This is a genomic window from Methylobacterium sp. NPDC080182, assembly GCF_050281105.1.
GTDB lineage: Bacteria > Pseudomonadota > Alphaproteobacteria > Rhizobiales > Beijerinckiaceae > Methylobacterium.
In genome coordinates, this window is the sequence record NZ_JBNNWO010000012.1 from 164210 (window position 1) to 186942 (window position 22733).

A 22733-nucleotide genomic window follows, 5' to 3' on the forward strand; every position below is an offset into this window, starting at 1 on the left:
AAAACGGATTTGATTTTTTCCGCAGCGTTGACAATGCACGACCAGAGCGACTTGGAGATCTTCGCCCGGGTGGTCCGCACCGGCAGCCTCACCCAGGCCGGCTCGGAGCTCGGCCTGTCGGTCGCGGTGGTGTCGAAGCGGCTGAAAAGGCTGGAAGAACGGCTCGCCGTGCGCCTGCTGCATCGCACCACGCGGCGGGTGGCGCCCACGGATGTCGGGGCGGCCTTCTTCGAGCGGATCGCGCCGATCGTCGACGCCATCGCGGAGGCCGAGAGCCTCGTGTCGCAGACGGCGACGCGGGCGCGGGGGACGCTCCGGGTCACGGCGCCGAGCTCCTTCGGGCGCCTGCACATCGTCCCGCACCTGCGGGCCTTCTTCGCCCTCCATCCCGGCATCGTGCTCAACTTGGAGCTGAGCGACGATTTCGAGTCGATCGTCGAGCGCGGCTACGACCTCGCGATCCGGGTCGGCGCGCTGGAGAGTTCCGGACTGACGGCGGTGCGCCTCGCGCCGGTGCAGCGCGTCCTCTGCGCGCGGCCGAGCTACCTCGACGCGGCCGGGCGGCCGCGGAGCCTCGACGACCTGCGCGGCCATGTCTGCCTCGCCACTGAGAACCAGAATCCCTGGCGGCTGGTCGGGCCGGAGGGCCCCTGCACGGTCGGCGCCTCGGGGCCGCTGCGCACCCATTCCAACGAGGTGGTGCGCGAGGCCGTGATCGGCGGCCTCGGGATCGCGCTGCGCTCCACCTGGGACGTGCACGCGGAGCTGCGCGACGGCCTGCTGGAGGTGGTGCTGCCGGCCTACGCGGCGGCGGCCTCGGCCGGCATCTTCGCGGTCTACCCGAGCCGGGCCTTCGTGCCGGCCAAGACGCGGGCCTTCATCGCGTTCCTCAAGCAGACCTACCGGTCGAGCGGGGCCTGGGCAGACGGGTGAGGCCCGTGCTGCGGCGTCTCGCTCCTGCTGAGCGGGAGACGCCCGCTCGACGTCTCACGCCGTCGCCGATCGCGGCACCGCCGTCGTTGCGGGTGGAGCGAAGCAGTCCGGTCGGCGTGACGAGGTCGGACGTCGCGCTGCCCTGGGTCGCTTCGCCGCGCTCGCGATGACGGAGAGCGGCGCATCGACCGAACGGCTCAGCCGGCGGCCGTGCCGCCCTCAGCCGTTCGCGAAGAAATCCGGATCCGTCCGCGCCAGCATCCGCTTGAACGCCGCCCACTCGTTGTCGGGCGCCCCCTGGACCACGACGCGGTCGTAGCCGGCGGCGTACTGCCCGGCGGTCTTGGTGGCGACGGCGGAGGAGGGCCGGATCACCGGCGCGCCCGCCGCCTGGATCGCCAGCTGCGCCCGGCACGAGCGCTCCATGTTGTGCATCAGCCGGAACGCCTCGCCGACCGTGCGGCCGCAGGTCAGCAGGCCGTGATTGCGCAGCACCATCACGGGCTTGTCGCCGAGATCGGCCACCAGCCGCTCCCGCTCGTCGAGGTCGAGGGCGATGCCCTCGTAGGCGTGGTAGGCGACGCGCCCCGTGAACTGCATCGACCACTGGTTCAGGGGTAGGAGCCCCTCCTCCTGGCAGGAGACCGCCACGCCCGCGACCGTGTGGGTGTGCAGCACGCAGATCGCGTCGTGGCGCGCGGCGTGGATGGCGCTGTGGATCGTGAACCCGGCCGGGTTGATGCCGAGCCCCATCGGATCCTCGAGCACCTTCCCGTCGATGTCGACGGTGACGAGGTTCTCCGGCGACACCTCCTCGAAGCGCATCCCGTAGGGGTTGATCAGGAACCGGTGCCCGGCGCCCAGCAGCCGCGCCGAGATGTGGGTGTAGATGCTGTCGTCGAGGCCCAGCCGATGGATCAGCCGGTAGGCGGCCGCGAGGTCGACGCGCATCGCGCGGATCGCGGCGCGATCGGCGGGGTCCGTATCCCGGTCCGCGACGGTCGACGGTGTGGCTGCGCTCATGCGACGGCTCCCTGCCGGTCGGCCCTGTCGGCCCTCCGGGATCGCCGCCCGGCGCAGGCGGTCCCGCGATCCCCGGGCGCCCGAGGCGGGGGCTCGGGGCGAGGTCCGGGAATCGCCGGCAGGGTGCACCAGGGCGGGCGGCCCGGCAATCCGGTGGGATGCGGCGGGACCTCCGGGGGAGCGACGGCCGCGTCCCACCGGATTGCCGGGCCGCGCGGGCGGTCGCCCGAGCCGTCTTCCAGTCCCTTACTTGGACGGGCGGTCGCCGGGCGGAAAGAGCGCGAGCGCCTCCTCCGCCAGGACGCCGCCCGTGATCGCGATCGGGCGGAACGGCGACCGGTCCGCGACCTCCGTGCAGGTGATCATGATCTGGTCGATCTTCGTGGCGAGCTGCTGCAGCGAGGCGGCGAAGACGACGCGCGAGATCCCGCACCAGACGATCGCGCCCATGCACATCGCGCAGGGTTCGCCGGACGTGTAGAGGGTCGTCCCCCGCAGCGCCTCCGGCCCGTGCTCCGCGAGGAAGCGGCGGATCGCCACCATCTCGCCGTGCGCCGTGGGATCGCGCTGCTGCTTCCCGAGATTCAGGCCCCGGGCGCGGATCTCGCCCTCCGCGACGATGACGGCGCCGAACGGGAAGTCGGCGCGGCGCGCCTCGGCGATGGCCGCCCGCATGAAGGTCTCGTCCGCGGCCGTGGCCGGCGCGGCGGTGGTCGCCGACGCGGGGCGCGCGCCCGTCGACAGCGCCACGCCGAGCGCCGCGGCCCCGAGGAACGCGCGCCGGCCCGCATCGGGCGCGACGGGCGGTGCGTGGCCGTGCTGCCCGGTGCCGCGGAGCTTGCTCGTCATGATCGGTTCCGCTGAGCTGTCTCGAGAGGCCATCCCGGCGGCCGCGACCGCGGCCCGGGGCCGTCCTGGAAGCGCTGCCTGGAAGCGCTGCCTAGAAGCGCTGATCGGTGCGGCCGGGGTTGGGGCCGCGGCCGTGATAGGACGCCATGCACAGGTGCCAGATCTGCGAACCGAGGTCGTAGAGGCTGAGGTTGTTCGGGTTGGGGTAGCTGAAGATCTGGGCCCGCGCCTGCTCGCGGCAGGCGGCGTCCTGCGGGCTCTGGATGGGTGGCTCCGGCACGGATTGCGCCGCCGCCCCCGTGGTCAGGGCAATCGCGGTCGCGAAGGCAATCAGCGGGAGGCGCATCGTCACAGGTCTCCGAATACGGCGCCGCGGTGGCCGCTGTTCGGCCGGCCGCGGATCTGGGAAGCGGTATGTGGGGCCGGCGGCGCTCCGGGCGAGACCGTCCGGAGCGCCGCCGGCGCGTTCGTCAGCGGCGACGCCAGTGGTAGCTGCGATGCCAATGATAGTTGCGGTGCCAGCGATAGTTGCGATGCCAGCGGTAATTGCGGTGCCAGCGATAGTTGTAGGTCCGGTAGAAGCGCCGGCCTCCGTAGTAGCGGGCTCCGTAGAAGGCCGGGCCCGGGCCGTAGAACCGGCGGGCGTTCGGGACGCACCGGCCCCACGGGTTGAGGTGGAATCCGGGCCCGCACCAGTAGCCGACCCGGGTCAGCCCGCTCGCGTCGCCGGCCAGCGGCGCCGGTGAGAGCGGGGCCGCCGACGCCGGGCCCGCCAAGCCCAGGCCGCTCAACACAAGGGCCACGAGCCCCATCATCCGCATGAAATGCACGGCGTGATCCTCCCGCGACCGGCGCGCTGTCCGCGTCCGGATCGTGCATCATGCTGCTTGCGAGCCAAGATTAATGTCAATGGCCCGCATTCAGTCAATACCTGTATCAACTACGCATCATCATTTATGAGCCGCGCGATTTCCGTTCTGTATTCAGTGTTCGTCAATGCATCCGTTCCAATCTGACGCACCCGGCGCGCCGGTGACGGATCGGGAGGAGGACCATGAACAGCACGGATCGTCGGGCCGGCGGACGGTCTCGACCCATCGTGACGGCCGGCCTCGCTGCCCTCGTCCTCGCGCTCGCCGCCGGTCCCGGCGGCGCGCAGGACGGCTTCGGTGAGGGGGCCGGGCGCCCGGCCGACCTCGCGGCCGGCGCGGAGGTGGACGCGCTGCGGCCGGTCGTCGAGCGCTTGGCCGGCGCCTGGGTCGCGCGCGGGGCGATCCCGGGCCTGATCGTGGGCGTGAGCCACCGGGGGCGGCGCAGCTACTTCGGGTTCAACGGGGCCGGCGGCGCGCCCTACCGGTCCGACACGATCGTGGAGATCGGCTCGATCACCAAGGTGTTCACGACCGCACTGTTCGCCGAGGCCGTCGATGCGGGCCGCCTGCGTCCCGACACGCCGCTGCAGGAGCTGTTGCCGAACCTGCGACTCCGGCCCTGCACGGCCCAGATCACGCCGCTGCAGCTCGCCGACTTCACCTCGGGGATGCCGACGCTGCCGGGCGACCTGCCGCGTGCCCTGGCGGAGCGCAGCGTCCGGACCTACCCGCCGGAAGCGTTCCTGGCCTGGGTGTCGCGCTGGAGCCCGGAGGGATCCGAGGCGGGCGGCTGCGCCCTGCCCGCCCCCTACCGGTACTCGAATGCCGGCATCGGCCTGCTCGGCTACGTTCTCTCCGAACGTCTCGGCGCGCCGTGGGAGAGCCTCGTGCACGAGCGGATCACCGGGCCGCTCGGGATGACCAGCACGGCGGTCACCGTGAAGCCGGCCGACCGCGCGCGTCTCGCGCAGGGCTACGGGATGGAGGGCCAGCCGGTCATGCCCTGGCCGGTCTTCGCGTGGTACGCCGCGGGAGCGCTCCGCTCGACCGCCACCGACATGCTCGCCTTCGGCGAGGCAGCGCTCGGGCACGAGGCGGTGAACGGCGCGCCCGTGCCGCCAGCGCTCACCCGGGCGCTGCGCGAGGCGATGACGCCGCTCTACCAGCCGGAGGGACAGACCTTCCGGCAGGGCATGGCCTGGATCGAGGAGATCGGCGACCCGGACGCGGGCCAGCGGCCGGTCTTCCTGAAGGTCGGGGGGACCGACGGCTTCAACAGCGTGGTCGTCGTCAATCCGGGCAAGGATCTCGTCGTCTTCGTGGCCGGCGGCCAGCCGAAGATCGGCGCGGAGCGCCTCGGCGTGGCGCTGTCCCGCCAGATCCGCTGAGCGGGCCCGGGCCGCGCGGGGCGCTCACCCCGCCAGCGCGGCCTCGATCCCGGCCTCGATCCCGGCCCCGATCGCCAGGAGCCGGCGGTCCTGTCCGTGCCGGGCCAGCAGCATCAGGCCCGCCGGCCGGGGCAGGCCCGGCATCGGCAGGGACAGGCCGGTGAGATCGAAGAAGTTGCCGAAGGCGGTGTTGCGCAGCATCAGGCGATTGGCCGCCAGGAAGGCCGCGTCGTCCGCCGCCAGCGGGGCGGTGAGCGGCGCCGTCGCGGCGGTCGCCGGGAGCGCCAGCACGTCGAGCGGGGCGAGGTGCCGGTCGAAGGCGGCGATCAGCGCGGCCCGCCGGCGCATCGTCCGGATGTAGCCCGCGGCCGTCGCATTCCGGCCGGCCACGATGCGGCGATGCACCCGCGGGTCGTAGCGGCCGGCCGCGCTGTCCAGCCAGTCGGCGTGGATCGCCGCGGCCTCGATCGCCGCGAGGGAGCCGTCCGGGAGCGCCGCGTCCATGGCGGCGAGGTGGTCGTCGATCGGGTGATCGGCGATCCGGGCGCCGGCCCGGGACAGGCGGGACAGCACCCGCTCGAAGGCCTCGGCGACCGGCGCCTCCGTCTCGGTGAACAGCAGGCCCCGCGGCACGCCGATGCGCAGGCCGGCGACGGCGAGCGCCTCCAGCGGCGCGGGCTCCTCGCCCGCCATCACGGCGTCGGCGGCCGCGCAATCCGCGACCGTCCGGGCGAGCGGCCCCAGGGAATCGAGGGCGTAGGACAGCGGGAACGCCCCCTCCAGCGGCACGCGGCTCGCGGTCGGCTTGAAGCCGACGACGCCGTTCAGCGAGGCCGGGATCCGAACGGAGCCGCCCGTGTCGGACCCGATCGCGATGTCGCTCGTCCCCTGCCCCACCGAGACCCCGGCGCCGGAGGACGAGCCCCCCGGGATGCGCGCCGGATCGGCGGCGTTGCCGGGGGTGCCGTAATGCGGGTTGAGGCCGAGCCCCGAGAAGGCGAACTCGGACATGTTGGTCTTGCCCAGGATCACCGCGCCGGCGCGGCGCAGGCGGGCGACCACCGGGGCGTCGGACCGCGCCGGCGCCGCGTCGGCCAAGAGGATCGAGCCGGCGCGCGTCGTCTCGCCCGCCACGTCGAACAGGTCCTTGATCGAGACCATCGCGCCGTCGAGGGGGCCGAGGGAGATCCCGTCCCGACGGCGCGCATCGGCGGCGTCCGCCGCCGCGCGGGCCTGCTCCGGGTAGAGGCGGGTGAAGACCGCCGGGTCCCCCGCGGCGATCCGGGCCAGCCGGGCCTCGAGGGTCTCGCGTACGCTCATGGTCCTCACCGCATGATCTGATCCGGCCCTGCAAGCGGAGGGCCGGTCGGGCCGGTCCGCGTCAGAACGTGCCGGGATAGGCGCCGCCATCCATCAGCAGGTTCTGCCCGGTGATGAAGCCCGCCTGCTGGCTGCACAGGAACGCGCAGGCGGCGCCGAACTCGTCGGGGTGGCCGAAGCGGCCGGCGGGGTTGTCGCGGGCCCGCGCCTCCAGGAACGCCTCCACGGAGGTGCCGGCCTTGGCGGCCCCCGCGGCGGCGTTGCCGCGGATCCGGTCGGTGTCGAAGGGGCCGGGCAGCAGGTTGTTGATCGTCACGCCGTGCCGCACGGTCTTGCGCGCCAGGCCGGCCACGAAGCCCGTCAGCCCCGAGCGGGCGCCGTTCGACAGGCCGAGATGCTCGATCGGCGCCTTCACGGCGCCGGAGGTGATGTTGACGATCCGGCCGAACCCGCGGTCGATCATCCCGTCGACCGTCGCCTTGATGAGCGCGATCGGCGCCAGCATGTTGGCGTCGAGCGCCCGGATCCAGGCGTCGCGGTCCCACTCGCGGAAATCGCCGGGGGGCGGGCCGCCGGCATTGTTGACCAGGATGTCGGGCTCGGGGCAGGCGGCGAGCGCGGCGGCCCGGCCGGCCTCGGTGGCGATGTCGCCCGCGACGGCGGTGACGGTGACGCCCGTCGCGGCGCGGATCTCGTCCGCGGTCCGCTCCAGCGTCTCCGCGGTGCGGGCCGTGATCGTCACCGCGACGCCCTCCCGGGCGAGCGCCAGGGCGCAGCCCTTGCCCAGTCCCTTGCTCGCCGCGCAGACGAGCGCCCGGCGTCCGCTCAAGCCGAGATCCATGGGAAGCCTCCGTGAGCCGGCCCTCGCCGCGAGGGCGTCCGGCGCGTCATAGCGCGCCGGGTGCCGTCCCCGGAAGCGGCCCGGGACGGGGCGCGGGGCCTCTCGGGGTCTCTCCGCCTCCGGAGGGCCGGTTCGGCGGGCGCCTCACGGCCGGAACCGGGATCCGGCGCTCACCACGTGCGCAGGTCGCGGGCGCCGGGCACGTCCGGACGCTCCCCCCGCTCCGGAGCGACGAAGCCCGCCCACAGCAGGGCCACCGCCCCGGTGAGGAGCGGAAGGGACGTGCTGAGGACGAGGCTGAGGGTCACGGCGATCCTGCCAGGCGGACGGTGTCGAGGCGACGAGATCAGAATTCCATATCCTGAGAATTGTTTTCGACGACTTAAGGCGAGTGCTCGTAATTGCGGGACCCCGGAGGAGATCTGCGCGGCCGGCCCGCGTCGCGGCGGCCATCGCGCGTCATGGTGGCGTCGGACGCTCGGCCGAGGCCGACGCATCGCGGGTCCGCGCGATCCCGGCCGGATGTCCGGGCGACCGGGGCCGGCGCGCGCCGGCTCAGGGCTGATCCGCCGCTCCGGACAGGGCGCCGAACTCGTTGACCATGCACTCGTGCATCCGGCGCAGCCACGCCCGCGCCTCGGCCCGCTGGGCCTCCGCCCGTTCGGCCCGCTCGTCCGACGCACGGGCCTGCGCCTCGGCCCGCTCGGCCCGGGCGAGCGCCGCCTGCAGGAGCGCCTCGGCGTGGCGGGCCCGCTCCTCGGCCGCGCGGAGCGCCGTCTCGGCCGCCCGCACGGAACTCTGAGCCTCCCGGACGGAGTCGCGGGCGCTCGCCTGCAGGGCGCGGACCCGCGCCGCGGCGCCGCGCACGGCGGTCAGGGAGGTCGACCAGTCGTCCTCGGCCGCCGGGGAGGCGGGCGCGGGGGATGCGGCCGCGGCGCCGGAGAACAGCGCCACGACCCGGTCGATCGGGTCGGCGTGGCCGTCGCGCGGCAGGGCCGGGTCGGACAGGGGATGGGGCGCCGTCGGCTCGGCCCACGCGCGGGCGGCGCTCATGCCGCGGCCTGCTCGGTGAGGTCCGAGAACTCGGACAGGATCGCCTGTTGGACACGGTCCAGCCAGTCCTCGGCCTGCCGGGCCCGATCCTCGGCGGCGCGGGCGCGGGCCTCCGCCGCCTTGGCGCGCTCCTCGGCGGCGACGACCTGCGCCTCGGCGCGCAGCTGGGCCTCGCGCGCCTGCATCTCGGCCATCCGGGCGCGCTCGTTGGAGGCGTGGACCTCCTCGCGGACCTGATCCAGCACCTGCTCGATCCGCGCCTCCCGCTCGCGCGCCTGGGCCTCGATCACGCGCGCTTGGCGGGCGGCGGTCTGCACCCGGTGGATCAGCGCGTCCCAGTCCCGCGGCGCGGCCGGCGGTGTCGGGGACTCGGCCCGCGCGTGCAGCGACGCGACGGCGCGCAGGACGTTGCCGAGGTCGGGTTCGGACGCGGCGCCGCGCTTGGCCTTGTCTGCGGGCCGGAACCGAGGATCGCTCAGAAGCCTCTGCAGCTCGCTCACGGATCCCCTGCTCCCTGTGTACGCGATTCTGATCCGACTAAGCTGTTTAGAATGGTTAACGAAGGATTAAACGACGGGCGATCGGGTATTGGACAATTAATGACGGCGGCCGATCCGCGCGCGGCGGCCACGGCCGGGCGGGCCTCGCGCCGGGCCCCGGATCGCCGGATCGAAGCCGGCGGCAGGATTGCCGGCGCGCTCGCCGGATGTGCTGTTTGATACGGAATTCGCGCCCGGAATGACCGCGTATTCAGCTCATCGGTACGGGCTGAAATGGTTGTTCTGCAGGAGATCGCGATGGCCGGGAACCGCATGGAAGAGGCCTGGAGGCCGGCCTTCAAGACCGGACAGATCTTCTTCGGGCACCCGCAGGAATGCTGTGACTGCCTGATCTGGGAGCTCAGGACATCCGGGGCGCGGATCGAGGTCCAGCCGGAGGCGGTGCCACCGCAGGCCGTCCGGCTCGTCTCGATCGCCCTGCTGCTGAACCAGGCCTGCGAGGTCGTCGCGCGCGAGGGCCGGACGATCGAGCTGAGGTTCTCCCCCCGTCCGGAGCCCGCGGGCGGTGCGCCCGACGCGACGCGGCCCGTGCTCGGCCGCACGCTGTTCCCGCCGCACCGGCCATAAGTCTCCCGCATCACCGCGAAGCACCCGAGGAGGTGCGTCATGACCGCTCCGCAAGTCATCGCAACGATCTTCTTCCTGGTCTCGGTCGGTTCGGCGACGACGCTGGCCCTCATGGCGGCGGCCTCGGCCGTGCTGGACGCGGTCGCGAAGACCTGCGACCGCGCGCGGCCGGACGCGGGACGGGACCGCTCGCGCCGTGTCACGGAGGCCGCCTGTCGGCTGCGCCGCGCGGCCCTCGCCCGCGCCGCGATCCCGTAGGATCCCGGTCCCGCCGACGGGGCGGGTATCGGTTCTGCTCGAGCCTCGCCGTCTCGCCACGCGAGAGGAGGCACGAGCGACGCCGTGAGGGAGGAGCGGGCAGGCGCGATGCCGGAGGCCGCGACGGGTTCGGAGAACCCCTCTCGGTGGGCAATCCTGCCGTGACGTCAGTCTGGGGCGTTCAATCTGGAGACGGGCCGGGAGTCACGGCGTCGAATGGTGGAGACGACAGGGATCGAACCTGTGACCTTTCCCATGTCAAGGGAATGCACTACCGCTGTGCTACGTCTCCGTATCGACCGCGATCAGGTTCGACGAACCTGCAAGCCATCGAAATAGTCCAGACTGCTCAGTAACTTATGAGAGTGCCGACTACCGTGTCAAGGTAGTGCTCTCCCGCCGAGCTGCGCGTCCGGGCCGGCGCCGTTCGGGCTCCGGTGGGCGGGGCCTATAGCGGCTGCCCGGCGAGGGCGCAAGCGGAACCTGCGTGACCAGGCCGATCGGTCGCGTCCCTCAATGGTCCGGCCGCGGCGCGCGCCGACCCGATCGCCCCGCGCCGCGCGCGGATAGCGCATTCTGCGTCAATGGCTTAGAGACGGGGAGAACGAGCCGGCGGGGGCAACCCGCCGGGATCCGTCTCCGGGCCGAACGCGCCATGGTGCACGCCGACGGGAAAATGCGCTATGGCCCTGCCGCTCGGCATCCGGCCGCGCCGCGACACATGGCGGACACTCGGCGCCGGCATGCCGCCGCCTCACGCTTCAGGACATGCGCTACTTCATCGACCACGATCAGGGCGACTCGATCCGCGGCTGGATCGTGCCGGACAATCCCCTCGCCATCAGCCGGGTCGTGGTCGCGGTCGACGGCCGACGCGTGGCCGAGGTCCCGGCCAGCGTCATCGACGAGGCGTTCAAGCGCAACGGCTGGCACGCCACCGGGCAATGCACCTTCGTGGTCAGCGAGGCCGAGGTGCCGGGCCTGTCCGAGATCCCGCGGCTCGAACTCTACGATGCCGACACCAACGTGCTGGTCTACCGCCGCATGCCGGTCGAGGGTCAGATCCGGCTGCGGACCATGCTGATCAACACCGGCATCGAGCCCGAGACCGTCCTCCAGACGGCGCTCTTCCCGTATTTCCAGCACTGCTACTTCGGCATCCACAAGCTGCCGGACGAGATCCTGAGCTGCGTCCTGGCCGGCCCGGCCGCCCCGTCGGCCTTCCTGTCGGGCGCCGTGACCATCCCGCGCTACGAGAACTTCATGACGCCGGACCTGATGGTCACGGCCATCCTGCTCCAGGAACCGCAGATCGAGATGGCGGCCCGGATGCGCTGGCTGAAGGCCCGGGCCGCGGATGCGGCCGATCCGGCGCGCAGCTGGCGCCTGGGGCCGCTGGCCGAGGCCGCCGCCTTCGCGGACGGGTACGACTTCTCCGACGTGAAGAGCCTCAAGCGCTTCTTCCGGATGCTGCCCGAGCCCGCCTACCGGCTGCTCTACAACCCCCTGACCCGCCAGCTCGGGACCCGCATGCCGGACGACCGGCTGCATCCGGGCAACTCGATCGCGGCGATCGAGATTCTCGCCCGGGTCGGGATCGTCGGCCACAAGACCCGGTTCCCCGCCTTCGCGTCGACGCTGTTCGACCGCCTCGGGATCGGCGCGCCGATCCCGGCGCTGCCGCCGGTGCCGGCCGAGACGCTGGCGCTGGCCGAGCGCCTGAAGAGCGTCAAGGCGGTCGAGGACATGATCGTGTTCGACGTGGCCATGTCGGATGCCGTGAAGGCCTCGGTCGACAAGAGCTGGAGTTGATGGTGCGTTCGACCGGGCCGGCGGTGCCCGAATTCCGCCTCCCGACGGCGCAGGTCACGGGGCTCTGGGGCAAGCGGCGCGCCCTCCCGGCGCGGGCGGGCTCCGACGGGTTGCGCGTCGCGCTGCCGGATCTCGCGGGCCGCTGGGTCGAGATCATCCTGTCCAACGACCCGGCCGAGGCCCGCGACACCCTCCCCGACATCAGCTTCGTCGGTCCCGACGGACGGGCGGGCACGCTGCTGCCGCAGGAGGCCCGGGGCGGCGGCGCCTTCGCGTGGATCGGCTGCCTGCCCGAGGACGTCGTCGAGCTGCGCGTCGCCGACCCGGCCGGGCGCGTCCCGGTCCGGCTGCGCCGGATCGCCGTGCGCCGCCTCGCCCGGCCGGTCCTGGCCGCCCGCGGGCTCCTGCGCGATCCCGGCCTGACCGTGCAGGCCTTCACCTGGCGGATCCTCGGCAAGAAGGTGCGCGCGCGGGGCTTCCTCGGCCGGGCGCTGCGCCACCGGCGCGTGAGCGGCTACGAGGCCTGGCTCGGGACCCACACCCTGCGCCGCGCGGAGCGAGACGGGATCGCCGCCGAGATCGCCGCCTGGACCGATCCGCCCCTGATCTCCGTGCTGATGCCGGTCCACGATCCGGACCCGAAGGTGCTGCGCGCCGCCCTGGCCTCGCTGCGCGCGCAGCTCTACCCCCACTGGGAACTGTGCGCCGTGGACGACGCCTCCACGCGCCCCGAGATCCCGCGGATCCTGAGCCGGGCGGCCGAGGCCGACCCGCGCATCCGCGTCCTCGCCCGGACGGAGAACGGCCACATCGCCCGGGCGACCAACGACGCGCTGGGCATGGCCCGGGGGGCGGTCTGCGCCTTCATGGACCACGACGACGCGCTCACCGAGGACGCCCTCTACGAGGTCGCCCGGGCGCTGCGCCGCGACCCGGGCCTCGTGCTGATCTACAGCGACGAGGACAAGATCGACGGGCGCGGCCGGCGATTCGACCCGCACTTCAAGTCCTGCTTCGACCGCGAGCTGCTCTACGCCCAGAACTACATCAACCACCTCACGGTCGTGCGCACCGAGGCGCTGCGCGCCGTCGGCGGCCTGCGCCCCGGCTTCGAGGGCAGTCAGGACCACGACCTGCTGCTGCGGCTGACCGACGGGCTCGACCCCGCCCGCATCCGCCACATCCCGCGGGTGCTCTATCACTGGCGCGCCGCGCAGGGCTCCGGGACCTTCTCGGACCGGGCGCTCGCCCGGGCGGAGGCCGCGCGCCTGCGCGCCCTGGAGGAGGTCGTGGCGCCCTGGGGCGGCCGCGCGGAGCGCGGTCCCGGCGGCTTCAACCGCCTGATCCGGCCGCTGCCGGCTTCGCCGCCGCGGGTCTCCGCGATCATCCCGACCCGCGACCGGGCCGAGATCCTGTCGGTGACCCTCGACGGGCTGCTCGGCGCGACCGACTACCCCGACATCGAGGTGATCATCGTCGACAACGACAGCCGCGAGCCCGAGACCGCCGCCCTGTTCGCCCGCTACCGGGACGATCCGCGGGTGCGCGTCGTGCCGGTGCCGGGGGCGTTCAATTTCTCGGATCTGTCGAATCGCGGCGCCGCCGCGGCCACCGGCGCGGTGCTCCTGTTCCTCAACAACGACATCGAGGTGCTCGAGCCCGGCTGGCTGGCCGAGCTGGTCCGCCACGCCGTGCGGCCGGAGATCGGGGCCGTCGGGGCCAAGCTCCTCTACCCGGACCACACGATCCAACACGGCGGCATCGTCCTCGGGATCGGGGGCGTGGCCGGCCACAGCCATCTCGGCGTCGCGGACGCGGATCCGGGCTATTTCTGCCGCATGGTCATCGCCCACGAGGTCTCGGCGGTCACCGGCGCGTGCCTGGCCATGCGGGCGGACGTGTTCGCGGAGGTCGGCGGCTTCGACGCGCAGGCCCTGAAGGTCGCCTTCAACGACGTCGACCTCTGCCTGAAGATCCGCCGGGCCGGCTACCGGATCGTCTGGACGCCCTTCGCGAAATTGATTCATCACGAGTCGAAGAGCCGCGGGGCCGAGGACACGCCGGAGAAGCAGAAGCGCTTCGAGGGCGAGGTGCTGACCATGCTCGACCGCTGGGGCCCGGAGCTGCGTGCCGACCCCTATTACAACATCAACCTGTCACGGAATTCCGCCCATTACCGCGTGTGAGCGGTCCTCACCCGGTGGCGACACGGGTGGTCGCGACCGCGCGGTGCTATGCATGCGTCAGTGGGTAAACTTGCGTCCGGAGCCGGTTGCGGTACCTCTGGACATGCCGCAAGAGGCAGTTCCGGCCAAGGCGTCCCCACGGGCGCGCGGCGAGGGCGACAATCAGAGATGAGTGCGAACACCCCTACGGTCGCGGGCCTGGAGCGCGACGCCCAGCAGGCGATGGGAGACCACAAGGTCCACCCCAACGAGATCGCTATCGGCGTGGTGATCGGACGCGCGTCCGAATACTTCGACTTCTTCGTGTTCGGCATCGCCTGCGTGCTGGTCTTCCCGAAGGTGTATTTCCCCTTCGTCGACCCGCTGAAGGGCACCCTCTACGCCTTCTCGATCTTCGCCCTCGCCTTCATCGCCCGGCCGCTCGGCACCGTGCTGTTCATGGCGATCGACCGGCGCCACGGCCGCAGCGTCAAGCTGACCACGGCCCTGTTCCTGCTCGGCGGGTCGACGGCGGCGGTGAGCTTCCTGCCGCGCTACGACAGCATCGGCATCTCGGCGGTCTACATCCTGGCCGGCCTGCGGATCCTGCAGGGCCTCGCCCTCGGCGGCGCCTGGGACGGCCTCGCCTCGCTGCTCGCCATGAACGCCCCGCGGGAGCGCCGCGGCTGGTACGCGATGATCCCGCAGCTCGGCGCGCCTTTGGGCTTCATGGTGGCGAGCGCCCTGTTCGCGTTCTTCATCGTCAATCTCGACGAGGCCGATTTCATCGACTGGGGCTGGCGCTTCCCGTTCTACTGCGCCTTCACCATCAACGTGGTCGCGCTGTTCGCCCGGCTGCGCCTCGTCGCCACCGACGAGTTCGCCCGGATGATGGACCTCGACCGGCTGCGCCCGGTCCCGGCTCTGGAGCTGTTCCGCCACCACGCCGGCGACGTGGTCCGCGGCGCCTTCGTGCCGCTCGCCGCCTTCGCGCTGTTCCACCTCGTGACGATCTTCCCGATCGCGTGGCTCGCGCTGAACAGCACGACCCGCTCGCCGGGCGAGTTCCTGATCGTGCAGTTCTCCGGCGCGATCGTGTGCGCCGGCGCGGTGGCGGCCTCGGGGCTGATCGCCGACCAGATCGGCCGCCGCAACTGCCTGATCATGAGCAGCTCGCTGATCGGCTTCTTCGCCGTCGGCAGCATCATCGCGCCGCTCCTGTTCGGCGAGAGCGCCATCGGCCAGACCATCTACGTCACGATCGGCTTCATGCTGCTCGGCCTCGCCTACGGCCAGACCGCGGGAGCGGTGAGCGCCCGCCTCGGCAACCGCTACCGCTACACCGGCGCGGCGCTGACCTCCGACTTCGCGTGGCTGATCGGGGCCGGTTTCGCGCCCCTGGTGGCCCTGTTCCTGTCGCAGCGCTACGGCCTGGCGATGATCGGCGTCTACCTCCTCTCCGGCGCGGTCTGCAGCCTCGTGGCCCTGTTCACCGACCGGTCGGAACTGCGCCAGATGTGAGTCGGCGGCCGGCGGCGCAGGCCGCCCGGCCCGCCCGTGAGCTGACTGGAACGCCGCCTCGCGCGGCACGGCAGAAGCGCCGCGGCAGCGGCATGGCAGAAGTGCCGCGGCAGCGGCCTGGGATGACGAGACGCGTGCTGTGACATCCACGATCCATCGACCGGACAGGACCGACACCGCGACCCGCCGAGGCGGTCGCGCTCGGCGCCTCCTGCCGCTCCTCGCCCTGCCGCTCCTGACCCTGCTCGGCGGCTGCAACTTCGTGGTCCTGCACCCGGCTGGCTACGTCGCCGAGCAGCAGCGCAACCTCGTGCTGGCGGCGACCGGGCTGATGCTCCTGATCATCGTCCCGGTGATCGCCTTCACGCTGATCTTCGCGTGGCGCTACCGCGCCAGCAACCAGGACGCGGTCTACGATCCCGAATGGCACCACTCGACGCAGCTCGAGGTGCTGATCTGGACGGCGCCGCTGATGATCATCATCGCCCTGGGCGCCCTCACGTGGATCGGGACCCACACCCTCGATCCGTTCCGGCCGCTCAGCAAGATCGACCCGAAGCGCGACGTCCCGGCCGGGACGGTGCCGCTCGAGGTCGAGGCCGTGGCCATGGATTGGAAGTGGCTCTTCCTCTACCCGCAATACGGGATCGCCACGGTCAACGAGCTGGCCGCGCCGGTGGACCGGCCGATCCGCTTCAAGATCACCGCCACCGACGTGATGAACACGTTCTACGTGCCCACACTCGCCGGCATGGTCTACGCGATGCCGGGCATGCAGACCCAGCTCCACGCGGTGATCAACCGCGAGGGCGCCTACGAGGGCCGCTCGGCGCATTACAGCGGCGCCGGCTTCTCCAACATGTTCTTCAAGTTCCACGGCCTGACCACCGACAAGTTCGACCAGTGGATCGCCAAGGCCAAGGCCGAGGGCGGCGAGCTGACCCAGGAGGCCTACCTGAAGCTGGAGGAGCCGAGCGAGGCAGAGCCGGCGCGGTTCTACAAGTCCTACATGAAGGGCCTGTACGACCGGATCATCGGCATGTGCCCCCGGCCCGACCAGATGTGCGTCGGCGAGATGGCGAAGATCGACGCGCAGGGCGGCGCCACCGGCGCGGAGGCCGCGGAGAACTACGCGCGTCTCCGGTACGACAACCGGCTCGCCGAGCGCGGCGTCGAGGGGCCGGGCGCGACGGCGCCGGCCTCCGGGACCGCGCCGCACGGCCAGACGCAGCCGCAGGGCATGCAGCCGCGGCCCGACATGGGCAACCCGGACGTCCGGGGCCAGACGACGCCGCCCGACGCCACGGGCCAGGGCTCCGGCGGGGGTCGGAGCGGGGGCATCCAGATCGCCCCGAAGCAGCTGAACCAGTGAGGCCGCGCGTGCTGACAGCGGACTCCACACACACAACCGGCGGTCGCCGTCGAACCCACTGAACGGGCCGATCCCATGTTCGCAAACCTGGACCTACAGCAGCTGCTCGTCGGGCGATTCACGATCGAGCAGATCCCCTATCACGAGCCGATCCTGCAGGGGACGTTCGCCGGCGTGGCCGTCGTCGGCCTCACCGTGCTCGGCGTCATCACCTACTACCGCTTCTGGGGGCCGATGTGGCGTGACTGGATCACGTCGATCGACCACAAGAAGATCGGCATCATGTACTGCATCTTCGCGGGCATCATGCTGCTGCGCGGCTTCGCCGACGCGATCCTGATGCGCTCGCAGCAGGCGGTCGCGTTCGGCGACCAGCAGGGCTTCCTGCCGCCGCACCACTACGACCAGATCTTCACCGCCCACGGCATGATCATGATCTTCTTCGTGGCGATGCCGTTCGTCACGGGGCTCATGAACTTCGCCGTGCCGCTGCAGATCGGCGCCCGCGACGTCGCCTTCCCGTTCCTGAACAACTTCAGCTTCTGGATGACGGTCGCCGGCGGCATGCTGGTGATGGTCTCGCTCTTCGTCGGCGAGTTCTCCCGCGCCACCTGGCTGGCCTACCCGCCCCTCTCGGGGGCGGCGATGAGCCCCGGCGTCGGCGTCGACTACTACATCTGGGCCCTGCAGATCGCCGGCATCGGGACGCTGCTCTCAGGGATCAACCTGATCGCCACCATCGTGAAGATGCGGGCGCCCGGCATGACCATGATGAAGCTGCCGATCTTCGTCTGGTCGTCGCTGTGCACCAACATCCTGATCGTGGCCGCCTTCCCGATCCTCACGGCCGTTCTCGCGATGCTGTCGCTCGACCGCTACGTCGGCACGCACTTCTTCACGAACGACCTCGGCGGCAACGCCATGCTGTACTTCAACCTGATCTGGATCTGGGGTCACCCGGAGGTCTACATCCTGATCCTGCCGGCCTTCGGCGTATTCTCGGAGATCACCTCGACCTTCTGCGGCAAGCGCCTGTTCGGCTACACCTCGATGGTCTACGCGCTGGTGGTGATCACCATCCTCGCCTACCTCGTGTGGCTGCACCACTTCTTCACGATGGGCTCGGGCGCGGACGTGAACTCGTTCTTCGGGATCACGACCATGATCATCTCGATCCCGACGGGCGCGAAGATCTTCAACTGGATGTTCACGATGTACCGTGGCCGGATCCGGTTCGAGGTGCCGATGCTGTGGGTGGTGGCGTTCATCGTCACCTTCGTGATCGGCGGCATGACCGGCGTCCTGCTCGCTGTGCCCCCGGCGGACTTCGTCCTGCACAACTCGCTGTTCCTGATCGCGCACTTCCACAACGTGATCATCGGCGGCGTGCTGTTCGGCATGTTCGCCGGCGTGACCTTCTGGTTCCCCAAGGCCTTCGGCTTCAAGCTCGACGAGTTCTGGGGGAAGATGGCCCTCGTGTTCTGGGTGACCGGGTTCTACGTCGCCTTCATGCCGCTCTACGTGCTCGGCCTGATGGGCGTGACCCGGCGCATGCAGCACTTCGACGACCCGTCGCTGCAGATCTGGTTCGTGATCGCGGCCTTCGGCGCGGCGCTGATCGCCTGCGGCATCGCCTCGCAGATCATCATGTTCGTGGTCTCGATCCGGAACCGCGACAAGCTGCGCGACCTCAGCGGCGACCCGTGGGGCGGCCGGACGCTGGAATGGTCCACCTCCTCGCCGCCGCCGGACTACAACTTCGCCTTCACGCCGGTGGTCCACGATTCCGACGCGTGGTGGGACATGAAGAACCGCGGCTTCGACCGCCCGCTCAAGGGCTACCGGCCGATCCACATGCCCAAGAACACCGCGGCCGGCGCGATCCTGGCGGCGCTGAACTTCACCTTCGGCATCGCCATGGTCTGGTACGTCTGGTGGCTGGCGATCCTCAGCTTCGTGGCGATCTTCGTCGTGGCGATCGCCCACACCTTTAATTACAATCGCGACTACTACATTCCCGCCGACGTCGTCAGTCGGACGGAAGGTCAGCGGACGCGCGAACTGGAGATGGCGTGATCCGATGATGCACGCGGAGACTGCACCCCCCGGCGCCGCGGCGCCGGTCTTCTACCAGACCGACGAGGAGGGCCATCATTCCGAGGGCTCGACCATGCTCGGGTTCTGGCTCTACCTGATGAGCGACTGCCTCATCTTCGCGACCCTGTTCGCGACCTACGGGGTGCTCGGGCGCAGCTACGCGGCCGGCCCCACCCCGAAGGAGCTGTTCGACCTGCCGGGCATCGCGGTGAACACCGCCATGCTGCTGTTCTCGTCCATCACCTACGGCTTCGCCATGCTGGAGATGGACCGGGACCGGGTGAAGCAGACGCAGATCTGGCTCGCCATCACCGGCCTGTTCGGCGTCGCCTTCGTGGCCCTGGAGATCCGGGAGTTCGTCCACCTGTTCCACGAGGGCGCGCCGCCCTGGCGCAGCGCGTTCCTGTCCTCGTTCTACACCCTGGTCGGGACGCACGGCCTGCACGTCTCGATGGGCATCCTGTGGCTCGTCGTGCTGATGGTGCAGGTCAGCAAGCGCGGCCTGATCGTCGAGAACAAGCGCCGGCTGATGTGCCTGTCGATGTTCTGGCACTTCCTCGACCTGATCTGGATCGGCGTCTTCACCGTCGTCTACCTGATGGGAGTGCTCGAATGAGCGCCGACGTTCACAACGCCGCCGCCGGGCACGGCCACCACGACGCCCACAGCGAGGGCGGGCACGGCACCTTCCAGAGCTACATGACGGGCTTCGTCCTGTCGGTGATCCTGACGGTGATCCCGTTCTGGCTGGTGATGGGCAACGTGCTCGACAACAGCCTCGTCACCACCCTGGTGATCCTGGCGCTCGGCGGCGTCCAGATGGTCGTGCACGTCATCTACTTCCTGCACATGAGCACGAAGTCGGAGGGCGGCTGGACCTTCATGGCGCTGATCTTCACCATCACGCTGGTGGTGATCATGCTCGCCGGCTCGGTGTGGGTCATGTACCACCTCAACCACAACATGATGCCGATGGATGCCCACGACGTCATGAAGAACGCCCGCTGAGCGCGCGTTCGGTTTCGAGACCCGCGGGGTCGGGAGGGGGGTCCGATCCGGGCCCCTCCCCGGCCCCGCTCTCGTTGCTGCGGCGCGCCGTGTTCGGCGCCGGCGCGGGCCTCGTCTTCCTGGTGCTGCTGGGGCTCGGGACCTGGCAGGTGGAGCGGCGGGCCTGGAAGCTCGACCTGATCGCCCGGGTCGATGCCCGGGTCCACGCGCCGCCCGTGCCGGCGCCCGGCGCCGCCGCGTGGCCGCACGTCGGCCCCGACGACGCCTACCGGCATGTCCGGCTCTCCGGCACCTTCCTGCACGATCGCGAGACCCTGGTTCAGGCCGTCACCGAGCTGGGCGGCGGCTTCTGGGTGCTGACGCCCTTGCGGCGGCCGGACGGGACCGTCGTGCTGGTCAATCGCGGCTTCGTGCCCGGCGACCGTCGGGACCCGGCGACCCGGGCGGCCGGGCAGGTCGCGGGCGAGACCGCGGTGACCGGCCTCCTGCGGCTGACCGAGCCCGGGGGGGCGTTCCTGCGCTCCAACGATCCGAAGGACGGCCGCTGGTATTCCCGCGACGTGGCGGCGATCGCCGCCGCCCGGGACCTGACCGACGTCGCCCCCTACTTCGTGGACGCGGACGCGACATCCAATCCGGGCGGCCTGCCGGTGGGCGGCCTGACGGTGATCGCCTTCCCCAACAACCACCTCGTCTACGCGATCACGTGGTACGGGATGGCGCTGATGCTCGCCGGCGCCGTGATCTACCTGCTGCGGCGCGGCCCGGGGGACCGGGACGCCGAGGCCCGCTGAGGCCTGCTGGGGCGCCGGCGCCGCGCGGCCTCTGCGCGAGGCTTGACCGATAGGGGAGTAGCCCGCTCCGAGCGGGTCCCTATAATGGCGTGACAAACGCCACAACGAGTCAACGCCATGACCTCCCGCATCCCGAACTTCGCCGAAGTCCCGTTCTCAGGCGAATCGCTCGCGGTGTCGGCCCCGGCGCTCGGCGAGCCCTGGATGACGCCGGAGGGCATCCCGGTGAAGGGCCGCTACGGGCCGGAGGACCGGGAGGGCATCGAGTTCCTCGACACCTATCCGGGGATCGCACCGTTCCTGCGCGGCCCCTACCCGACCATGTACGTCACCCAGCCCTGGACGATCCGGCAGTATGCCGGCTTCTCCACGGCCGAGGATTCGAACGCCTTCTACCGCCGCAACCTCGCGGCCGGGCAGAAGGGCCTGTCGGTGGCCTTCGACCTCGCCACCCACCGCGGCTACGATTCCGACCATCCCCGTGTCTCGGGCGATGTCGGCATGGCGGGCGTGGCGATCGACTCGATCTACGACATGCGCACGCTGTTCTCCGGCATCCCGCTGGACGAGATGACCGTGTCGATGACGATGAACGGCGCCGTGCTGCCGATCCTCGCCCTCTACATCGTCGCCGCCGAGGAGCAGGGCGTGCCGCCGCAGAAGCTCGCGGGCACGATCCAGAACGACATCCTCAAGGAGTTCATGGTCCGCAACACCTACATCTATCCCCCCAAGGGATCGATGCGGATCATCTCCGATATCTTCGCCTACACGTCGAAGAACATGCCGAAATTCAACTCGATCTCGATCTCCGGCTACCACATGCAGGAGGCCGGCGCCACGAACGACCTGGAGCTCGCCTACACGCTCGCCGACGGCGTCGAGTACATCAAGGCGGGGCTGGCGGCCGGGCTGACCATCGACCAGTTCGCCCCGCGCCTGTCGTTCTTCTGGGCGATCTCGACCAACTTCTTCATGGAGGTCGCCAAGATGCGGGCCGCGCGCCTGATCTGGGCGAAGCTCGTGAAGGGGTTCGATCCGAAGTCGGAGAAGTCGCTCGCCCTGCGCACCCACTCGCAGACGTCGGGCTGGTCGCTCACCGCACAGGACGTGTTCAACAACGTCACCCGCACCAACATCGAGGCGATGGCGGCGACGCAGGGCGGCACGCAGTCGCTCCACACCAACGCGCTGGACGAGGCGCTGGCGCTCCCCACCGACTTCTCGGCCCGGATCGCCCGCAACACCCAGCTGTTCCTCCAGCAGGAGAGCGGCACCACCCGGATCGTCGATCCCTGGGGCGGCTCCTACTACGTGGAGAAGCTCACCGCCGACATGGTCGCCCGGGCGTGGGAGCACATCCGCGAGGTCGACGGGCTCGGCGGCATGGCCAAGGCGATCGAGGCCGGCATCCCGAAGCTGCGCATCGAGGAGGCCGCGGCCCGGGCCCAGGCCCGGATCGATTCCGGCCGCCAGACCATCGTGGGCGTGAACAAGTTCCGGGCCGACGACGAGATGGCGATCGAGCTGCTGCGGGTGGACAACGGCAACGTCCGCCGGCTCCAGATCGACAAGCTCAAGCGCCTGCGCGCCGAGCGCGACGAGGCGACGGTCGCGGACCGGCTCGACGCGCTCACGAAGGCCGCCGACGGCACCGGCAACCTGCTCGAACTCGCCGTCGACGCGGCCCGCGCCAAGGCGACGGTGGGCGAGATTTCCGAGGCCCTGGAGAAGGCCTGGGGCCGGCACCGCGCCGAGATCCGCTCGATCTCCGGCGTCTACAAGCGCGAGGTGGGGGGCATGTCGCCTGTGGTCGAGGAAGTCCGGGCGCTGGTCGAGGCGTTCGAGGAGAACGACGGCCGCCGGCCGCGCATCCTGGTCGCCAAGATGGGCCAGGACGGGCACGACCGCGGCCAGAAGGTGATCGCCTCGGCCTTCGCGGATCTCGGCTTCGACGTGGATATCGGGCCGCTCTTCGCCACGCCGGCGGAGGCCGCCCGGCAGGCGGTGGAGAACGACGTCCACATCGTCGGCGTCTCGTCGCTGGCGGCCGGCCACCTGACGCTGGTGCCGGAGCTGAAGGCGGCGCTCACCGAGCAGGGCCGCGACGACGTGATGATCGCCATCGGCGGCGTCATCCCGCCGGGCGACTACGAGGCGCTGACGGCGGCGGGCGCGGCGGCGATCTTCCCGCCCGGCACGGTGATCGCCGAGGCGGCCGCCAAGCTGATCCGCGCGCTGAACGAGCGGCTGGGCTACGCGGCCCGGCAGGCGGCGGAGTAGGGCGAGCCTCCCGCGGC

22 protein-coding genes and 1 tRNA gene are annotated in these 22733 nt (G+C 71.2%); 13 read left to right on the forward strand and 10 right to left on the reverse strand.

Annotated features, from left to right (window positions below):
• The first annotated feature begins 33 nt into the window (after positions 1 to 33).
• A complete protein-coding gene (locus ACQKQD_RS21390) occupies positions 34 to 933 on the forward strand; it encodes a LysR family transcriptional regulator (RefSeq protein ID WP_042670683.1) in 900 nt (299 codons plus the stop codon).
• 219 nt (positions 934 to 1152) lie between these two features.
• Here the strand turns inward: ACQKQD_RS21390 and ACQKQD_RS21395 are convergent, their stop codons facing one another.
• From ACQKQD_RS21395 to ACQKQD_RS21410, 4 genes are all read right to left on the reverse strand, one after another.
• Positions 1153 to 1956 (reverse strand): class II aldolase/adducin family protein, encoded by an 804-nt coding sequence (locus ACQKQD_RS21395; protein ID WP_427509504.1) that lies wholly within the window; start codon positions 1954 to 1956, stop codon positions 1153 to 1155.
• Between the two features lie 246 nt (positions 1957 to 2202).
• Complete coding sequence (locus tag ACQKQD_RS21400) at positions 2203 to 2805, reverse strand: nucleoside deaminase (protein ID WP_020093250.1); 603 nt, start codon at positions 2803 to 2805, stop codon at positions 2203 to 2205.
• A 91-nt stretch (positions 2806 to 2896) separates the two neighbouring features.
• Positions 2897 to 3151: a hypothetical protein gene (locus tag ACQKQD_RS21405; protein ID WP_042670699.1), complete on the reverse strand. Its 255-nt coding sequence runs from the start codon at positions 3149 to 3151 to the stop codon at positions 2897 to 2899.
• Between the two features lie 124 nt (positions 3152 to 3275).
• Positions 3276 to 3626 (reverse strand): GCG_CRPN prefix-to-repeats domain-containing protein, encoded by a 351-nt coding sequence (locus ACQKQD_RS21410; RefSeq protein ID WP_234082999.1) that lies wholly within the window; start codon positions 3624 to 3626, stop codon positions 3276 to 3278.
• A gap of 233 nt (positions 3627 to 3859) precedes the next feature.
• Here ACQKQD_RS21410 and ACQKQD_RS21415 point away from each other — a divergent pair, with 233 nt between their 5' ends.
• Positions 3860 to 5065, forward strand: a complete 1206-nt coding sequence (locus tag ACQKQD_RS21415) for a serine hydrolase domain-containing protein (RefSeq protein WP_081636480.1) — start codon at positions 3860 to 3862, stop codon at positions 5063 to 5065.
• A gap of 24 nt (positions 5066 to 5089) precedes the next feature.
• Here the strand turns inward: ACQKQD_RS21415 and ACQKQD_RS21420 are convergent, their stop codons facing one another.
• From ACQKQD_RS21420 to ACQKQD_RS21440, 5 genes are all read right to left on the reverse strand, one after another.
• Complete coding sequence (locus tag ACQKQD_RS21420; RefSeq protein WP_427509505.1) at positions 5090 to 6385, reverse strand: amidase; 1296 nt, start codon at positions 6383 to 6385, stop codon at positions 5090 to 5092.
• A gap of 61 nt (positions 6386 to 6446) precedes the next feature.
• Positions 6447 to 7226, reverse strand: coding sequence for an SDR family oxidoreductase (locus ACQKQD_RS21425; protein WP_020093245.1), 780 nt, complete (start codon positions 7224 to 7226; stop codon positions 6447 to 6449).
• A gap of 170 nt (positions 7227 to 7396) precedes the next feature.
• Positions 7397 to 7534: a hypothetical protein gene (locus tag ACQKQD_RS21430; protein WP_427509506.1), complete on the reverse strand. Its 138-nt coding sequence runs from the start codon at positions 7532 to 7534 to the stop codon at positions 7397 to 7399.
• A gap of 247 nt (positions 7535 to 7781) precedes the next feature.
• Complete coding sequence (locus ACQKQD_RS21435; protein ID WP_056523291.1) at positions 7782 to 8279, reverse strand: hypothetical protein; 498 nt, start codon at positions 8277 to 8279, stop codon at positions 7782 to 7784.
• The gene (locus ACQKQD_RS21440) at positions 8276 to 8779 is read right to left on the reverse strand and encodes a hypothetical protein (protein WP_020093242.1); all 504 of its coding nucleotides are present in this window, start codon (positions 8777 to 8779) and stop codon (positions 8276 to 8278) included. The genes ACQKQD_RS21435 and ACQKQD_RS21440 overlap by 4 nt, the downstream gene beginning before the upstream one ends.
• Before the next feature lie 297 nt (positions 8780 to 9076).
• Here ACQKQD_RS21440 and ACQKQD_RS21445 point away from each other — a divergent pair, with 297 nt between their 5' ends.
• Both ACQKQD_RS21445 and ACQKQD_RS21450 read left to right on the forward strand, forming a co-directional pair.
• Complete coding sequence (locus ACQKQD_RS21445) at positions 9077 to 9406, forward strand: hypothetical protein (RefSeq protein ID WP_020093241.1); 330 nt, start codon at positions 9077 to 9079, stop codon at positions 9404 to 9406.
• 39 nt (positions 9407 to 9445) lie between these two features.
• Positions 9446 to 9664 carry a hypothetical protein gene (locus ACQKQD_RS21450; RefSeq protein ID WP_020093240.1) on the forward strand — a complete coding sequence of 73 codons (219 nt, stop codon included), beginning with the start codon at positions 9446 to 9448 and terminating at the stop codon, positions 9662 to 9664.
• A 217-nt stretch (positions 9665 to 9881) separates the two neighbouring features.
• On the opposite strand, the gene ACQKQD_RS21455 is transcribed toward ACQKQD_RS21450, so the two are convergent.
• Positions 9882 to 9956, reverse strand: a tRNA-Val gene (locus ACQKQD_RS21455).
• Between the two features lie 476 nt (positions 9957 to 10432).
• Between ACQKQD_RS21455 and ACQKQD_RS21460 the strand changes: the two genes are divergently transcribed.
• From ACQKQD_RS21460 to scpA, 9 genes are all read left to right on the forward strand, one after another.
• Positions 10433 to 11476: a hypothetical protein gene (locus ACQKQD_RS21460; RefSeq protein WP_091926348.1), complete on the forward strand. Its 1044-nt coding sequence runs from the start codon at positions 10433 to 10435 to the stop codon at positions 11474 to 11476.
• Positions 11476 to 13662 carry a glycosyltransferase family 2 protein gene (locus tag ACQKQD_RS21465; protein ID WP_427509507.1) on the forward strand — a complete coding sequence of 729 codons (2187 nt, stop codon included), beginning with the start codon at positions 11476 to 11478 and terminating at the stop codon, positions 13660 to 13662. Before ACQKQD_RS21460 ends, ACQKQD_RS21465 begins: the two co-directional genes overlap by 1 nt.
• Positions 13663 to 13830: 168 nt before the next feature.
• Positions 13831 to 15162 (forward strand): MFS transporter, encoded by a 1332-nt coding sequence (locus ACQKQD_RS21470; protein ID WP_020093237.1) that lies wholly within the window; start codon positions 13831 to 13833, stop codon positions 15160 to 15162.
• A gap of 139 nt (positions 15163 to 15301) precedes the next feature.
• A complete protein-coding gene (cyoA, locus tag ACQKQD_RS21475) occupies positions 15302 to 16534 on the forward strand; it encodes a ubiquinol oxidase subunit II (RefSeq protein WP_042670818.1) in 1233 nt (410 codons plus the stop codon).
• 75 nt (positions 16535 to 16609) lie between these two features.
• Entirely contained in the window at positions 16610 to 18610 is a 2001-nt protein-coding gene (gene cyoB, locus ACQKQD_RS21480; RefSeq protein WP_020093235.1) for a cytochrome o ubiquinol oxidase subunit I, read from the forward strand.
• Positions 18611 to 18614: 4 nt separating this feature from the next.
• Positions 18615 to 19247 carry a cytochrome o ubiquinol oxidase subunit III gene (cyoC, locus tag ACQKQD_RS21485; RefSeq protein WP_020093234.1) on the forward strand — a complete coding sequence of 211 codons (633 nt, stop codon included), beginning with the start codon at positions 18615 to 18617 and terminating at the stop codon, positions 19245 to 19247.
• Complete coding sequence (gene cyoD / locus ACQKQD_RS21490) at positions 19244 to 19639, forward strand: cytochrome o ubiquinol oxidase subunit IV (RefSeq protein WP_020093233.1); 396 nt, start codon at positions 19244 to 19246, stop codon at positions 19637 to 19639. The genes cyoC and cyoD overlap by 4 nt, the downstream gene beginning before the upstream one ends.
• Positions 19640 to 19713: 74 nt before the next feature.
• Positions 19714 to 20433, forward strand: coding sequence for an SURF1 family protein (locus tag ACQKQD_RS21495; RefSeq protein WP_427509508.1), 720 nt, complete (start codon positions 19714 to 19716; stop codon positions 20431 to 20433).
• Between the two features lie 117 nt (positions 20434 to 20550).
• On the forward strand, positions 20551 to 22716 hold the full coding sequence (gene scpA, locus ACQKQD_RS21500) for a methylmalonyl-CoA mutase (protein WP_056523306.1): 2166 nt from the start codon (positions 20551 to 20553) through the stop codon (positions 22714 to 22716).
• Positions 22717 to 22733: the final 17 nt, after the last annotated feature.

Coding starts and splice junctions, on each gene's coding strand:
- ACQKQD_RS21410 (WP_234082999.1), bottom strand. CDS start 3,626: ATGCGGATGATGGGGCTCGTGGCCCTTGTGTTGAGCGGCCTGGGCTTG.
- ACQKQD_RS21465 (WP_427509507.1), top strand. CDS start 11,476: ATGGTGCGTTCGACCGGGCCGGCGGTGCCCGAATTCCGCCTCCCGACG.
- ACQKQD_RS21395 (WP_427509504.1), bottom strand. CDS start 1,956: ATGAGCGCAGCCACACCGTCGACCGTCGCGGACCGGGATACGGACCCC.
- scpA (WP_056523306.1), top strand. CDS start 20,551: ATGACCTCCCGCATCCCGAACTTCGCCGAAGTCCCGTTCTCAGGCGAA.
- ACQKQD_RS21420 (WP_427509505.1), bottom strand. CDS start 6,385: ATGAGCGTACGCGAGACCCTCGAGGCCCGGCTGGCCCGGATCGCCGCG.
- cyoC (WP_020093234.1), top strand. CDS start 18,615: ATGATGCACGCGGAGACTGCACCCCCCGGCGCCGCGGCGCCGGTCTTC.
- ACQKQD_RS21405 (WP_042670699.1), bottom strand. CDS start 3,151: ATGCGCCTCCCGCTGATTGCCTTCGCGACCGCGATTGCCCTGACCACG.
- ACQKQD_RS21460 (WP_091926348.1), top strand. CDS start 10,433: ATGCGCTACTTCATCGACCACGATCAGGGCGACTCGATCCGCGGCTGG.
- ACQKQD_RS21470 (WP_020093237.1), top strand. CDS start 13,831: ATGAGTGCGAACACCCCTACGGTCGCGGGCCTGGAGCGCGACGCCCAG.
- ACQKQD_RS21450 (WP_020093240.1), top strand. CDS start 9,446: ATGACCGCTCCGCAAGTCATCGCAACGATCTTCTTCCTGGTCTCGGTC.
- ACQKQD_RS21400 (WP_020093250.1), bottom strand. CDS start 2,805: ATGACGAGCAAGCTCCGCGGCACCGGGCAGCACGGCCACGCACCGCCC.
- ACQKQD_RS21390 (WP_042670683.1), top strand. CDS start 34: ATGCACGACCAGAGCGACTTGGAGATCTTCGCCCGGGTGGTCCGCACC.
- ACQKQD_RS21415 (WP_081636480.1), top strand. CDS start 3,860: ATGAACAGCACGGATCGTCGGGCCGGCGGACGGTCTCGACCCATCGTG.
- ACQKQD_RS21425 (WP_020093245.1), bottom strand. CDS start 7,226: ATGGATCTCGGCTTGAGCGGACGCCGGGCGCTCGTCTGCGCGGCGAGC.
- cyoD (WP_020093233.1), top strand. CDS start 19,244: ATGAGCGCCGACGTTCACAACGCCGCCGCCGGGCACGGCCACCACGAC.
- ACQKQD_RS21435 (WP_056523291.1), bottom strand. CDS start 8,279: ATGAGCGCCGCCCGCGCGTGGGCCGAGCCGACGGCGCCCCATCCCCTG.
- ACQKQD_RS21445 (WP_020093241.1), top strand. CDS start 9,077: ATGGCCGGGAACCGCATGGAAGAGGCCTGGAGGCCGGCCTTCAAGACC.
- cyoB (WP_020093235.1), top strand. CDS start 16,610: ATGTTCGCAAACCTGGACCTACAGCAGCTGCTCGTCGGGCGATTCACG.